This is a genomic window from Azospirillum sp. UENF 111221, from assembly GCF_058780625.1.
Map to the genome: position 1 here is coordinate 633,479 of NZ_JBSNCH010000003.1, position 14,603 is coordinate 648,081.

At 68.1% G+C, this 14,603-nt stretch carries 12 protein-coding genes; 9 read left to right on the forward strand and 3 right to left on the reverse strand.

All coding sequences use genetic code 11. The features are described from left to right. Positions 1-217: 217 nt before the first annotated feature. The 3 genes from ACWPN3_RS11030 to crtI form a co-directional block, all read right to left on the reverse strand. On the reverse strand, positions 218-631 hold the full coding sequence (locus ACWPN3_RS11030) for a phytoene desaturase family protein (protein ID WP_492261371.1): 414 nt from the start codon (positions 629-631) through the stop codon (positions 218-220). A 97-nt stretch (positions 632-728) separates the two neighbouring features. Next, positions 729-1,772, reverse strand: coding sequence for a phytoene desaturase family protein (locus tag ACWPN3_RS11035; RefSeq protein WP_492261372.1), 1,044 nt, complete (start codon positions 1,770-1,772; stop codon positions 729-731). Further along, positions 1,769-3,322 carry a phytoene desaturase family protein gene (gene crtI / locus ACWPN3_RS11040; RefSeq protein WP_492242808.1) on the reverse strand — a complete coding sequence of 518 codons (1,554 nt, stop codon included), beginning with the start codon at positions 3,320-3,322 and terminating at the stop codon, positions 1,769-1,771. The genes ACWPN3_RS11035 and crtI overlap by 4 nt, the downstream gene beginning before the upstream one ends. A gap of 63 nt (positions 3,323-3,385) precedes the next feature. On the opposite strand from crtI, the gene ACWPN3_RS11045 reads away from it, so the two are divergent. The 9 genes from ACWPN3_RS11045 (at position 3,386) to ACWPN3_RS11085 (ending at position 14,564) form a co-directional block, all read left to right on the forward strand. Beyond that, positions 3,386-4,858 carry an aldehyde dehydrogenase family protein gene (locus ACWPN3_RS11045; RefSeq protein WP_492242809.1) on the forward strand — a complete coding sequence of 491 codons (1,473 nt, stop codon included), beginning with the start codon at positions 3,386-3,388 and terminating at the stop codon, positions 4,856-4,858. A gap of 65 nt (positions 4,859-4,923) precedes the next feature. Further along, positions 4,924-5,385: a DUF4126 domain-containing protein gene (locus ACWPN3_RS11050; RefSeq protein ID WP_492242810.1), complete on the forward strand. Its 462-nt coding sequence runs from the start codon at positions 4,924-4,926 to the stop codon at positions 5,383-5,385. Between the two features lie 182 nt (positions 5,386-5,567). Then, positions 5,568-6,191 (forward strand): TetR/AcrR family transcriptional regulator, encoded by a 624-nt coding sequence (locus ACWPN3_RS11055; RefSeq protein ID WP_492242811.1) that lies wholly within the window; start codon positions 5,568-5,570, stop codon positions 6,189-6,191. A 211-nt stretch (positions 6,192-6,402) separates the two neighbouring features. Beyond that, positions 6,403-7,764, forward strand: a complete 1,362-nt coding sequence (locus ACWPN3_RS11060; protein WP_492261373.1) for a methyl-accepting chemotaxis protein — start codon at positions 6,403-6,405, stop codon at positions 7,762-7,764. A gap of 108 nt (positions 7,765-7,872) precedes the next feature. Beyond that, the gene (locus ACWPN3_RS11065) at positions 7,873-8,958 is read left to right on the forward strand and encodes an AbrB family transcriptional regulator (protein ID WP_492242814.1); all 1,086 of its coding nucleotides are present in this window, start codon (positions 7,873-7,875) and stop codon (positions 8,956-8,958) included. An 88-nt stretch (positions 8,959-9,046) separates the two neighbouring features. Beyond that, on the forward strand, positions 9,047-10,192 hold the full coding sequence (locus tag ACWPN3_RS11070; RefSeq protein WP_492242815.1) for a trans-sulfuration enzyme family protein: 1,146 nt from the start codon (positions 9,047-9,049) through the stop codon (positions 10,190-10,192). A 191-nt stretch (positions 10,193-10,383) separates the two neighbouring features. After that, entirely contained in the window at positions 10,384-11,658 is a 1,275-nt protein-coding gene (locus ACWPN3_RS11075; RefSeq protein WP_492242816.1) for an imelysin family protein, read from the forward strand. A 142-nt stretch (positions 11,659-11,800) separates the two neighbouring features. Continuing rightward, entirely contained in the window at positions 11,801-13,285 is a 1,485-nt protein-coding gene (locus tag ACWPN3_RS11080; protein WP_492242817.1) for a multicopper oxidase family protein, read from the forward strand. Further along, a complete protein-coding gene (locus ACWPN3_RS11085) occupies positions 13,278-14,564 on the forward strand; it encodes a di-heme oxidoredictase family protein (protein WP_492242818.1) in 1,287 nt (428 codons plus the stop codon). Before ACWPN3_RS11080 ends, ACWPN3_RS11085 begins: the two co-directional genes overlap by 8 nt. Positions 14,565-14,603 lie beyond the last annotated feature (39 nt).

Genomic DNA, 14,603 nt, shown 5'->3' on the forward strand with positions numbered 1-14,603 from the left:
CCCATCACGATCAGCAGCGCCGGATCCCACCAGGATGGGTGGTTCAGATAGACGATGACCGGACGATCCGGCGGCAGGGCGGGCCAGCCCGGCCGCGCCAGCCGCACCGCGTGGAAGCCGCGCCGCAGCCGTCGGGCCATGACCCCGCCGAAAAACCAGCAGAGCAGCCGGGACCGTAACGCAACCGGATCGTCCGTCATCCTCCCGCCGCCTTCCGTCAGGCCACGGCGCGCGCGGAGCCTGCACCGGCACCGTCATGGGCGCCGTCGCGCATGTCCTGGTCGAGGCTGTCGGCGGCGATCCAACCCGACATCAGCACCATCGGCATGCCCGGTCCGGGATGAGCGGCGCCACCGGCCAGATACAGCCCCTCCACATCGCGGGAGCGGTTGCCGGGCTTGAAGGCGCCCATGAAGCGGCCATGGCTCGCCAAGCCATAGATGGCGCCGTTCAGCACATTGTAGCGGTCGTTGATGTCCTTCGGCGTCAACACATGCTCGACGCGGATACGGTCCTCCAGATCGGGCATGCCGGCGGTGCGCTTCAGCTTGTCGAACACCACGCGGCGATAGGCCGGCAGCATGCGGTTCCAGTCATGGCGCTCGCGCAGATAGGGGGTGTGGACCAGCACATACAGCGCCTCGCCACCCGCCGGTGCGACGCCCGGCTCGGTGCGGGCCGGAGCGGCGATGTAGCAGGTCGGGTCGGGCGCGGGTTCCCCCTGACGATCAGATCCAGTCGAATTCCTCCTCCGGATCGCGCGAGAAGACGAAGTCGTGATGCAGCAGGTGATCGTAGGCGCGGTCCAGGCCCAGATAGAACACCACCCCGGAACAGGCCGGCTCGTAGCTGCGGCGCTTGGCGAAGCGCTTTGCCGGCGGGCCGCCGATCAGTTCCTGATATGTGCGGACCGAATCCATGTTCGACACGGCGGCCGAAACCGGGATGCGCTCGCCGCCGTCCGTCTCGACCGCCACCACGCGGCCACGTTCCACCTGAAGACGGCGGACGCCGGTGTTGGTGCGGATTTCCACGCCGAGCCGCCGTGCCACCCGCTCCAGCGCCGCCGGCACGGCACGGGTGCCGCCCATCGGATACCAGACGCCGTCGTTGGTCTGCATGTGGGCGATGGCGCACAGCACCGCCGGAGAGCCGTAGGGCGAGGAGCCGACATACTGGGTGAAATGGTCCAGCATCTGCGCCGCCCGCGCATCCGGCACATGGCCGCGGATGGTGCCGGCCACCGTGCTGCCCATGCGGAGCGCCAGCACGTCCGACAGGGTGCTGGCGTTGAAGCTGTTGCGGAAGTTCAGCGTGTCGCCGAGATCCTCCACCGACTTCCAGAAGAAAAAGCGTTCGGAAATGCCGTGCAGCCGTTCCGACATCGCCTGGAAGCGGCGGTAGCCCTCCCCCGCCCCGCTGCCGGGCGCCAGCTTGTCCAGCTCCGCCGCCATGGTGCCGACATTCTCCGACAGGTCCAGCACCGTGCCGTCGTCGAAGAAGCAGCGCCATTGCGGCTCCAACCGGACCATCTCCAACTCCCGGTCCAGATCGCAGCCGGCCTCCTCCAGGATGCGGCGCAGGACGCGCGGCACCGTCAGGATGGTCGGCCCCATGTCGAAGCGGAAGCCGCCTTCCTCCAGAACGGCCGCCTTGCCGCCGACCCAGGCGTTCTTTTCCAGCAGGGTCACCTTATGCCCGCGCGCCGCCAGCACCACCGCCGCCGCCAGTCCGCCCAGGCCCCCGCCGATCACCGCAATCCGATCCGTCATGCCATTCCCCCTGCAACGGCTTGCCGCAGCATGCCGGACAAACCAATGGTTTTTGTGCGCCAGGGCGTCGGCAGGCCCAGTTCCTGGGCCAGCAGCCGCGCCGTGATGCGTGCGCCTTCAAAAATGACCGGCAGGCCGCTGCCGGGATGGGTGCCGCCACCCACCAGATAGACGCCGTCCAGATCCTCGAACCGGTTGCGCGGCCGGCGGTGAAGCATCTGGTCCAGACTGTGCGCCAGATTGAAGGTAGCACCACGGTGCACGGCGAACTGGCTGTCCCAGTCGGCCGGAGTCACCACCCGCTCCACCCGGATCCGGCGTTCCAGATCGGTCAGGCCGAAGGCGGCCAGCCGGTCGAGCACCAGACGGCGATATTGCGGCGCCTCCGCTTTCCAGTCGATGTGGCCGCGCTGGTGGCCGACCGGTACCAGGATGTAGAGCGTGCTGCCGCCCGGCGGCGCCAGATCCGGATCGGTGACGCAGGCGTTCTGCACATAGATCGACGGCCGGCGCGGCAACTCCCGGCATTCCTCGATCTCTGCGAGGTTGCGGGCGTAATCCTCCGCCAGATAGACGGTGTGGTGGTCCAGCCCGTCCACTTTGCCTTCGATGCCGAGATACATCATGAAGGTGGAGCAGGAGAATTTCTTGGTGGCGAGGCGGGCGTCGCTCCAGCGCCGGCGCAGATCGTCGGGCACCAGCGTGGTCATGGCGCGGGCGAAGTCGGCGTTGATGACCAAGGCATCGGCCGGATAATCGCCGGCGTCCGTGCGCACACCGACGGCGCGGCGGCCCTGGAACTTGATGTGGCGCACCGTCTCGTTCAGCCGGACGGTGACGCCCAGGCTTTCCGCCACCCGGCGCATCGCCTCCATCACCGATTCCGTGCCGCCGCGGGGATGGAAGATGCCGTGTTCATGCTCCAGGAAGGACAGGATGGTGAACAGGCTGGGGCAGCGGAAGGGCGACATGCCCAGATATTTGCTCTGGAACGAGAAGGCGAGGCGGATGCGCGGATCCTGGAAATAGCGGGACAGGTCGCGGTCCACCGAGCGGTGCGGCGCCAGCCTGCCCAGGGCCTTCAGCATCGGCAGCGAGGCGAGCGCCCAGGGGCTGGAGAAATCGGATTCCAGAACCGGGCGGAAGCGCTCCATCTTCGCCCTGTTGTCGGCCAGGAAGCGCGGAAGCCCGTCGGCATCGCCCGGGCTGAGCTTGGCGATCTCCGCCATCAGCGCCTTCAACTGGGCATGGACCCGCAACTCCCCGCCGCCCTCGAACACCAGCCGGTAGAGCGGGTCGAGGCGGATCAGGTCGACCTCGTCCGACAGGCGCTGTCCGCAGGCCTCGAAGATTTCCTCCAAGATGCGGGGATAGAGGAAGAAGGTCGGGCCGCTGTCGAACCGGTAGCCGTCGAGCGAAAAGCCCGCCGACCTGCCGCCGATGCGGTCCTGCCGTTCCAGCACCGTCACCTTCGCTCCGGTGAGCGCCAGGAGCATCGCGGATGCCAATCCGCCCGGTCCCGCGCCGATGATCACGACTTGTCGTTCCATCCGCTTGCCAAACGCTCCTGCGCTGCCGAATTCAGTCGTGATCTCTACGAAGCTGGGTCGGAAATGGATCGCAACAACAGCCCTCCTCCTGACGTCCTATCTCCATGGATAAGAAAAGCGATCCTTCGGGAGGCGGTCGGCTCTACGTCCTGGTCCGAACGGGATATTTCCATACGCCTTTCCTCTATTCGTGGACTCCGCCATCGGATCGCCGTCGGTGCGGAAGACCTCGTCGAAGCATTGCAAACGCGCCCGGCACGGACCGCCACCGAGAGCGTCAGCGCCGAAATCCTGCCACTGGCGGAGGCCTGTCGGTTTCTGGAACGGGAAGCGTCCAGGCTGCTGGCGCCGAGGAGGCTGGGCCGGCGCGGCCGTCCGGTCTGGCTGTTCGGGGTGGAGGCGGAGGTGCGGCGGGAGCCGGTCGGTACTGTGTTGATCGTCGGTCCGTCCAATTACCCATTGCTGCTGCCGGGCGTTCAGGCGATCCAGGCTCTCGCGGCCGGAAACAGGGTGCTGGTCAAGCCGGCACCGGGATGCAGCGCGCCGATGATCCTGCTTGGAACCTGGCTGGAAGAGGCCGGACTGCCGCCGGGGCTGTACCGGGTGCTGGACGAATCCGCCGCCGCGGTGGATGAGGCCATCGAGGAGGGCATCGACAAGCTGGTGCTGACCGGATCGGCCGGTACGGGACGGGTGGTGGCGGAAAAACTGGCCCGGCATCTGGTGCCCTCGACGATGGAGCTGTCGGGCAACGACGCCGTCTTCGTCCTGCAGGGTGCGGATCTGGAGCGGGTCGCCCGCGCGCTGGCCTTCGGACTTCGGCTCAACGGCTCCGCCACCTGCATCGCGCCGCGGCGGGTGTTCGTCCCACAGGGCATGGCGGCGGGGCTGGAGGCCGCTCTCCTCCGCCATGCCGGCAAGATTCCGGCCGTGCCGGTGTCCCCGCCGACCGGACGCCGGCTCGCCGCCCTTGCCCGGGACGCGGTTGCCGGCGGAGCCCGTGCGCTGGGCGCTTTGCCGGAGGTGGACAGCCCGGCGATGGCGCCGCTGATCCTTGCCGATGCGACGCCCTCCATGGCGCTGCTGCGCGAGGAGATCTTCGCCCCGGTGCTGTCGCTGGTGCCGGTGCGGGACATGGAGGAGGCGCTGACGGTTGCGTCCGGCAGTCCCTATGCGCTGGGGGCGTCCGTGTTCGGGCCGGAGGCGCAGGCCTGGGAATTGGCCGGACGGATCGACGCCGGAACCGTGACGATCAACGACCTCATCGTGCCGACCGCCGACCCGCGCCTGCCCTTCGGCGGGCGGCACGCCAGCGGCTGGGGCGTCACCCGTGGCGCCGAGGGGCTGCTGGAGATGACGCAGGTGAAGACCGTCTCGGTCCGCAAGGGACGGCTCCGCCCCCATTTCGACCAGCCGCGCGCCGGTGACGAGGCGCTGATGCTGGCCGCACTGCGCCTGTTCCATGGCGGGCCCGGCACCCGCGGAGGGGCGCTGCGGCGGCTGGTACAGGCGGTGCGCGGACGTTCCGCCGGATGACTGTAAACTTCAGCCGATCGTTAGCCCACCGCTGACTTTGACCCCAACGAAACACGGATGACCGGATGCTTGCCCTGGCCCTTGCCTTTCTGATCGGCGCCGTCGCCGGCTCGCGCACCCTGCTCGCCCCGGCGGCCGTCAGTTGGGCCGCCTACGGCGGTTGGCTCGACGTATCGGGAAGCTGGCTGTTCTTCCTCGGGCACCCGGTGTCGCCCTGGGTCTTCACCGCCATGGCGGTGGTGGAGCTGGTCGTCGACAAGCTGCCGACCACTCCCAGCCGCAAGCTGCCCTTCCCCTTCGCCAGCCGCATTGCCGGCGGCGTTATCGCCGGAGCGGCCATCGGGGCGAATGCCGGATTCTGGATCGGCGGTCTGGTGGCCGGCGGCATCGGCGCCGTGGTGGGCACACTGGTCGGTTATGCCGCCCGCATGCGCATGGCCGCCGCCTTCGGCCGCGACCGCCCCGCCGCTCTGCTGGAGGATGCGGTGGCGCTGATCGCGGCCCTGCTGATCGTCTCCGCCGCGTGAGGGACCGCTGCTTTCCTCTCGGGCGTATCCGGCGTTTTTTTACTGCATGGAACCAAAGTTACTTCACAGTAGAACGGTAAGCCGGTTTGCTGCGCCAGCCGACCGTCTGCCGGCCTGGGCATGGGCACAGCCAAATGGGAAAGCGATTGGCCGGAAGAATGAGCGAAGGGAGCCAGCACCGCATGTCGGATTCGCCATGGAAGACCGCCGCCGACCGCCGCAGCGAACGGGAGGAAAAGCGGATCGCCGTGCTGCGGACCGCGGCGCAGGCCTTCAACGAGCTTGGCTATCACGCCACCTCGCTGGACGACATCGCCCGGCGGCTGAACGTGACCAAGCCGACGATCTATTACTATGTGAAGAACAAGGAGGAGATTCTGTTCGAGTGCGTGCGGATCGGGCTGGAGATGCTCGACACCGCGTCGAATGAGGTGACGGGTCATGGCGGCAGCGCCTATGAGGAACTGGTGGCGGTGATGACCACCTATGTCGGCATTGTCACCATGGACTTCGGCATGTGCGTGATCCGGGTCGGCGAGGAGCCGCTGACCGAGGACAGCCGCCGTACCCTGCGCAGCCTGAAGCGCCGCATCGACCTGAAGTTCCGCATTCTGATCGAACGCGGCATCGCCGAGGGCAGCATCGTTTCCTGCGATCCGAAGATCGCCGCCTTCACGCTGTCGGGAGCGCTCAGCTGGGTCGCCCGCTGGTACCGCCCGGATGGGGAGATGGACCCGGCGGAGATCGCCCGACAATCCATAGCCCTGCTGCTGAACGGCCTGCGCCCGCGTCCCGACATGGGGTGACTCCACCGCCGATCCCCGGTCGACCTTAGGCCGAAAGTATTATAGTTGGTCAGCCGTCCGCATTGCATGACCTGCCACTGCTCTCCTTATTATACATATGTGGGTATGATAAAAATGCGGTGGTGAGTTGCCATCGAGAGGCGATCCGGACGAGCATCGTTAGCGTAGAACGATCCATGCGAGGCCCCCGGAACTGAGGATCGTCCAGAAGATGACCGTCGAGCTGACAGATATGCAGGCGAAGAGACTTTCCACCTTTTCCATCACCCAGGACGATCTGGACCGGCTCAGGGGCAACCGGGAGTTCGCGGAGCAGCGCCTTCCCCTATTGCTGACCGAATGGCATCGGCATTTCGATGCCTGGCCGGAAATCCAGGCGGCGCTGCAACTGCCGGACGTGCATGCCGCCCGTCTGGATCATTGGATGCGGGCCGTGTCCGGTCGGATCGATGCCGGCTTCTCCAAGTCCGCCACACGGCTCGCGACCCTGTTCTACAAGAACGGCGTCCCGGCTTATGCGGTGTCGATCTGCCATTACATCGTCAGTTCCAACATTGCCCGCGAACTCGGGCTCACCGCCGGCGACGAGGGGCTGAGGGCCGGCCTGTTCGGCGCCGCGGCCCGCCGCAGCCGGCTGGCACAGCTGGAAACGCTGAACAAGATCGCCTGGTTCGACATCGAACTGCTGCTTGAGACCTACAAGCTGGCGGAAGAGGAGAGCAAGCGCGCCACCCTCGACCGGCTCGCCGGGAATTTCGAAGACAGCGTGAAGAGCATCGTGGAGGGCACGGTCGCCGCCTCCAACCAGATGCAGGCCAACGCCCAGCGCATGTCGCAGATCGCCAGCGGGACCAGCCGCCGCTCCGCCGATGTGGCGACGGAGACGGAATTCGCCTCGTCCAGCATGCAGACGGTGGCCGCGGCGACCGAGCAGCTCGCCAGTTCCATCTCCGACATCAGCCGGCATGTCAACGAATCCTCCCGCATCTCCACCTCCGCCGTCGATGAGGCCGAACGGACCAAGGGAACCGTCAGCGGTCTGGTGGAGGCGGCCCAGCGCATCGGCGACGTGGTCAACCTGATCAACAACATCGCCAGCCGAACCAACTTGCTGGCGCTGAACGCCACCATCGAGGCGGCGCGGGCGGGCGAGGCGGGCAAGGGCTTCGCGGTCGTCGCCAACGAGGTGAAGAGCCTCGCCAACCAGACCGCCAAGGCGACGGAGGACATCTCCAGCCAGATCGCCGGCATGCAGAATGCCGCCGGCCAAGCCGCCGAAGCGATCCATGGAGTGGGCCGCACCATCACCCACATCAACGAGATCGTCACCACCGTCGCCGCGACGGTCGAGCAGCAGACCGCCGCGACGCAGGAGATCACCCGGAACGTGCAGGAGGTCGCGGTCGGCGCCCGCCGGGTCACCGCCTCCATCGGCGAAGTGACGCAATCCTCGTCGGAGACCGGTGGCATCGCGCAGGAGGTGCTGGCCGCTGCAGGACTTCTGCACCGGCAGGCGGACGATCTCAACCGGGGCGTCGACGATTTCCTGACCCGGATCCGCATGGCCCGCTGAACCGCTGGTCGGCCGCGCATGGCTGCCGCGCCCCCTCGCCTGCTGGACGGACGGAGGGGCGGCGGGCAGCATGGGGCGGTCGAGATTCATTCGTGCAGGTATGGTTTCGTGGTCAGCGCAAAGGATGGTGGCGGAAACGGCGACCGTTGGGGGCTCCGCCTGCGGAAAATTGCGCAATGGGCGGGACTGCTCGCCCTGTCCGCGGCGGCGACGCTGGGGCTCGATGCGGCCGGGCTGCCGGCGGCTTGGCTGATCGGGCCGATGATCGCCGCCATCGCGCTGGGCGTCGGCGGCGCCACCATCCGCGTTCCGGCCTCGGGCTTCACCATGGCGCAGGCGATCATCGGCTGTCTCGTCGCCCATGCCGTCACCTCGTCGATCCTGCTGTCCATCGCAGAAAACTGGCCGCTGATGCTGGGAACCGTCGGGCTGACGGTGCTGGTCAGCGGCATCGTCGGCTGGCTGTTCGTCCGCTACGGCAGCCTGCCCGGCACCACCGCGGCCTGGGGCGTGTCGCCGGGTGCGGCCTCCGCCATGGTCGCCATGGCCGGCGACTATGGCGCTGACGTCCGGCTGGTCGCGGTGATGCAGTATCTGCGCGTCGTGCTGGTGGTGCTCAGCGCCTCGCTGGTGACGCATGCGCTGACCGCCGGTTCGCAGGGCTCCGCCATCCCGGTGGCCCCGGTGGAGGCGCTGGACCTGCGCGGGCTGGCGGCGACGCTTCTGGTCGCCGCGGCGGGCGGCTGGATCGGCCACCGCTTCCGCATTCCCTCCGGTGCCCTTCTGGTGCCGATGGTGCTGGGCGCACTGGTCCAGACCGGTGCGGGCGTGACCCTGCAACTGCCGCACGCGCTGCTGACCATCACCTACACCGTCATCGGCTGGAGCATCGGCCTGCGCTTCACCCGCGAGGTGCTGAGCCACGCCCTGCGTGCCGTGCCGCAGATGCTGCTGTCGACCGGGCTCATGATCGCCCTGTGCAGCCTGTCGGCCTGGGTGCTGGTCACGCTGCTGCCGACCGACCCGCTGACCGCCTTCCTCGCCACCAGCCCTGGAGGACTCGATTCGGTGGTGGTGATCGCGCTGGGCAGCGGGGTTGATTTGCCACTCGTGCTGGCCCTGCAAACCCTGCGGCTTTTCGTGGTGGTGCTGTCCGGGCCGCCGCTCGCCCGCCTGATCGCACGCTACGCCTGACGGTTGCGCGGCGCCATTGCGTCCCGGTGTCGGGCAGACGTATCCTTGATACCCCCCCTTTCATGACCGATCCCGGAGTGCCCCGGCAATGACCGACCGTCCCCACCGTCCCGAAACCATCGCCGCCGGCGCCCTGGGCTTTGAGGATGCGGCCAGTGGCGCGGTCATCCCGCCGATCCACCCGTCCACCACCTATGTCCGGGATGCCGACAACGGCTATGGCCGCGGCCGGGTCTATGCCCGTGCCGACAACCCCACCTTCGATATTCCGGCAAGGACCATCACCGAGCTGGAAAAGGGCGTCGACACGCTGCTGTTCGCCTCCGGCATGGCGGCTGCGACCGCCGTGTTCCAGGCGCTGGACCCCGGCGACCATGTGATTGTGCCCGACGTGATGTACTGGGCCTTCCGCAACTGGGTGCACGGTCCGGCCACCCGCTGGGGGCTGAAGGTCGAGGGCGTCGACACCAGCGACACCGACGCAGTGCGCGCCGCACTCCGCCCCGGCCAGACGCGGCTGGTGTGGGTGGAAACCCCGGCCAACCCGCTGTGGACCGTCACCGACATCGCCGCCGTCGCCGAACTGGCGCACGAGGCGGGGGCCTGGCTGGCGGTGGACAGCACGGTCGCCACCCCGGTGCTGACCCGTCCGCTGGAACTGGGCGCCGACATCGTCATGCATTCGGCGACCAAGTATCTCAACGGCCATTCCGACGTCGTCGCCGGCACCCTGACCGCCGCCCGCAAGGACGAGTTCTGGGCCCGGATCAAGGCGGTGCAGACCCAGCAGGGCGGCATCCTCGGCAGCTTCGAGGCTTGGCTGCTGCAGCGCGGCCTGCGCACCCTGTTCGCCCGCGTCCGCTGGCAGAGCGACGCCGCCATGGCCCTGGCCGAGCGGCTGTCCGCCCATCCGCGGGTGGCCGAGGTGCTCTATCCCGGCCTGCCGGGCTTCCCCGGCCACGGCATCGCATCGCGCCAGATGAGCGGCGGCTATGGCGGCATGCTGTCCGTCCGCGTGAAGGGCGGCACCCAGGCGGCCATCGACACCGCCGCCCGTGTCGAGATCTGGCGCCGCGCCACCTCGCTCGGCGGGGTGGAAAGCCTGATCGAACATCGGGCCAGCATCGAAGGGCCAAGCTCTCCGGTGCCGGGCGACCTGCTGCGCCTGTCGGTCGGGCTGGAGTCGCCGGACGACCTTTATGAGGATTTGTCGCAGGCGCTCGGACAGGGCTGAGGACCGTCCACCTCCCGCCGCCCGTGGGACGGGTCGGCGGGACATATCGACGCGGCATGGCGGAGCCTGCGCATTTCCGAGTACCCCCAACGCGGATAGGGCTTGACAGTGAGAATGATTCGCGACGTTATTCGCTGAGAATAAGTCGCACTTGCTGTCATTACCGACCACCGACGTTCGAGGAGACCTCCATGTCGAAGCGCGCTGCCGGCTTCGCCGCCGTAGCCGTCGTTGCCCTGCTGCCGTACGGTGCCCAGGCTGCCGGTCCGGCCTACAAGGACGTGGCGAAGAACTACGCCGACATCGCCCATGCCGCCTATGAGGACGCCACCAACGGCGCCAAGGCGCTGAAGAAGGCGGTGGACGCCCTGGTCGCCAACCCGACCGAGGACAATCTGGCGAAGGCGCGCGACGCCTGGAAGGCCGCCCGCGTTCCGTACATGCAGACGGAAGCCTTCCGCTTCGGCAATCCGATCGTCGACGAATGGGAAGGCAAGGTGAATGCCTGGCCGCTGGACGAGGGCCTGATCGACTATGTCGACGACGGCTATGCCGGCGGCGAGAGCAACCCCTACGCCAAGGCGAACGTCATCGCCAACCCGAAGATCACGGCCGGCGGCAAGACCATCAACGCCTCCAAGATCACCAAGGACCTGCTGACCGACAAGCTGCACGGCGCCGGCAAGGTCGAGGCGAACGTCGCCACCGGCTACCACGCCATCGAATTCCTGCTGTGGGGCCAGGATCTGCACGGCACCGGTCCGGGGGCCGGTGAGCGCAAGGCCACCGACTATGGCAAGGGCAAGGACTGCACCAACGGCCATTGCGACCGCCGGGTCCAGTATCTGAAGGTCGCCACCCAGATGCTGGTCGACGACCTGTCGGAAATGACTGCCGATTGGGCCGCCAAGGGCAAGGCGCGCGCCTCCATTGCCAAGGCTCCGGAGAGCGAAGGCGTCGGCCGCATGCTGACCGGCCTGGGTTCGCTGAGCTATGGCGAACTGGCGGGCGAGCGCATGAAGCTCGGCCTCATGCTGCACGATCCGGAAGAGGAGCATGACTGCTTCTCCGACAACACCCACAACTCGCACTATTACGACGAAGTCGGCATGGTGAACGTCTACAACGGCAGCTACAAGCGCACCGACGGCAAGACCGTCTCGGGCGCCTCGCTGTCGCAGCTGGTCGCCGCCAAGTCCGCCGACGCCGACGCTGCGGTCAAGACCGCCCTGGCCAACACCATGAAGGCGATGCAGGCGATCAAGGACACCGCCGACAGCGGCAAGATGGCCTACGACCAGATGATCGCCGCCGACAACGACGAGGGCAACAAGCTGGTGTCCGCCGGCATCGACGGCCTCGTCGCCCAGAAGAAGGCGCTGGAAGGCGCCGTCGCCGCGTTGGGCGTCTCGGTCGATGTCAAGGGCTCCGACAGCCTCGACGACCCGTCGAAGGTCGGTAAGTAAGCACGGCCTGCCCGGCTCCGGTCCCGCGCCCTCCCGCGCAGGACAGTTTCCCCCGAGCTTCCCTTCCGGGCCGACCCGGCGGGGGATGGCAAAGGGACCGGAGCCGGTCTTTATCCTGCCTGAAGTTTTTTGGACCGCCGTCATGCCGCATCGCCCCGCCCCCACCCTGTCCCGTCGCACCCTCCTGCGCGCCGGGGGCGCCGCCGTCGCGGCGACGGCGCTGGGCGGAACCGGCCTTGCCGCCCCCGATGCCGGCGCGCTGAAGGCCAGTCTCGCCGGCCCGACACCTGTCACCGCCGCCGGCGAGCTGGTCGAGGTCGAGTTGGTCGCCCGGCAGCGGATGCTGCGCATCCTGCCGGAACCGGCCGGGCTGTCGCCGCTGATCACCTATGCCGACAGCTTTCCCGGCCCGATCATCCGCATGCGCAAGGGCCAGCGGTTGCGCGCCACCCTGGTGAACGGGCTGGACGAGCACACCTCGGTCCACTGGCACGGCATCCGCCTGCCGAACCTGGAAGACGGCGTGCCCTATCTGACCCAGCCGCCGACCAAACCGGGCGAGCGCCACGTCTATGAATTCACCCCGCCCGATTCCGGGTCCTTCTTCTTCCATCCCCATTGCAACACGGTGGAACTGCTGGGCCGCGGCCTTGCCGGCGTCCTGATCGTCGAGGAGCCGGACGCGCCGAAGGTCGATGCCGACGTCGTCTGCCTGGTCAAGGACTGGCAGTTGGACAAGACCGGCACGTTCGGCACGTTCATGACCGACCGCGGCGCCTCGCGCGCCGGCACCTTCGGCAGCGTCTCGACCGTCAACGGCGCCATCGAGCCGGTGATCGAGGTTCCCGCCAATGGCGACATCCGCGCCCGTCTCTACAACATCGACAGCACCCGCGTGGTCGATCTGCGGGTTGAGGGGGCCGAGGCCTGGATCATCGCGGTCGACGGCAATCCGCTGCCGCCCCGCCCGCTGGATGGCTGGCCGATGGGGCCGGCAATGCGCATCGACGTGCTGTTCCGTGCACCCGCCAAGGCCGGCCAAACCCTGCGGCTGACCAATGTCTATTCGGCCGAACCCCGGCCGCTCGCCACCTTCCGCGCCGTCGGACCCGCCCGGCCCAACAAGCGGTTCAAGCCGCGCGCCCTGCCCGCCTCAGCCATTCCGGAGCCGGATTTGAAGGACGCGCCGATCATCCCGATGGCCTTCTCCGCCACTGCGGTGGCGCAGAGCTTCGACGCGGCGGCTCTGCCCGGCCTGCCCTATGCCGACGCGCTGTGCCTGTCGGCGAAGACCTTCTGGGCGATCAACCAGCAGAGCTGGCCGGAGGGCGGGCATGAACGCCTGCCGCCGCCGCTGATCACGCTGGAGAAGGGCCGGAGCTACATCTTCGAGCTGGCCAACCTGACGCCGCACCTTCACCCGATCCACATCCACGGCTACACCTTCAAGGTGCTGTCCTCCGATGCCCGCAAGGTGGTGCCCCACCATGCCGACACGGTGCTGCTGGAGCCGAAGGAGCGGCTGCGCGTCGCCATCAAGGCCGACAATCCCGGCGACTGGATGTTCCACTGCCACATCATCGAACATCAGGACACCGGCATGATGGGATACATCCGCGTTGCCTGATTTTATCAATTTCCGCAGCGTTTTCACCGCTGCGCTGCTTCTCGCAGCTCAGGCCACCCCTGTCACCGCCCAGGCCGCCGACAGCCTCGACAACCGCATCGGCGAGGCGCTGTTCCGCCGCATGTGGGTGGCGGCGCCCACCGCGACGCAGGCGGCGGACGGGCTCGGTCCGCTCTACAACGCCCGCTCCTGCGCCACCTGCCATCCGCGTGGCGCCGGCGGCCGGCCGCCCGATCCGGCGGTGAAGGACGACCAGGGCGTCGGCTATGCGATCAAGCTGAACGCCGATCCGGTCTATGGCCGGCAGATCCAGTCCAACGCCATTCCGGGCCAACTGGTCGAAGGCCGTCCCCGCGTCACCTACCGCGAGGAGACGGTCCGCTTCCCCGACGGCGAAACCGTCCGGCTGCGCCACCCGACGCCGGTGGTCGAGGATCTCGGCTATGGCCCGCTGGCCGAAACGACGGTGATGTCCGCCCGCGTGCCGCCGCGCGTTCACGGCATGGGCCTGCTCGACCGCATTCCGGCCGAGGCCATCGAAGCCGAAGCCGCCAAGCAGGCCGCCTCCGGCGGTCCGGTCGCCGGGCGGGTGAATTATGTGACGGTGGACGGCAAGCGGCAGGTCGGCCGCTTCGGCTGGAAGGCGATGCACCCCACCCTGGACCATCAGGATGCGGAGGCCTTCAGCCTGGATATTGGCATGTCGACCCCGGCCTTCCCGGAGCCCTGGGGCGACTGTACCCCGGCACAGACCGCCTGCCGCAACGCTCCCCACGGCGATTCCAAGCAGTTCGAGGGGCTCGAGATCCCCAGCACCGTCATCGGCCTGATCGACGGCTACCTGCGTGACCTGCCGCCCGACGGCAGCCTGGAGATGCCGAAGGACAAGGCCGGCACCGCGCTGTTCGCCGACACCGGCTGTGCCGCCTGCCACCGCCCGACCTGGCGCACGGGAGAGGATGCCGAGCATCCGTCGCTGTCCAACCGCGACATCTTCCCGCACAGCGACATGCTTCTCCACGACCTGGGCCCCGGGCTGGGCGACCGGCTGCCGATGGGCGAGGCTAACGGGTCGGACTGGCGCACCACGCCGCTGTGGGGCTTGAACCGGCTCGCGGCCAAGGATGGGCAGCTGTCGCTTCTGCATGACGGGCGCGCCCGCAGCGTCACCGAAGCGATCCTGTGGCATGGCGGCGAGGCGGAAACGGCGAAGGACCGCTTCAAGTCTCTGCCGGGCGAGGACCGGAAACGTCTGGTGCGTTACGTGCTGGGTTTGTAAAGGAAGGGCGGGGGGTTCGCTCCACGTTAAAGGCAGAAG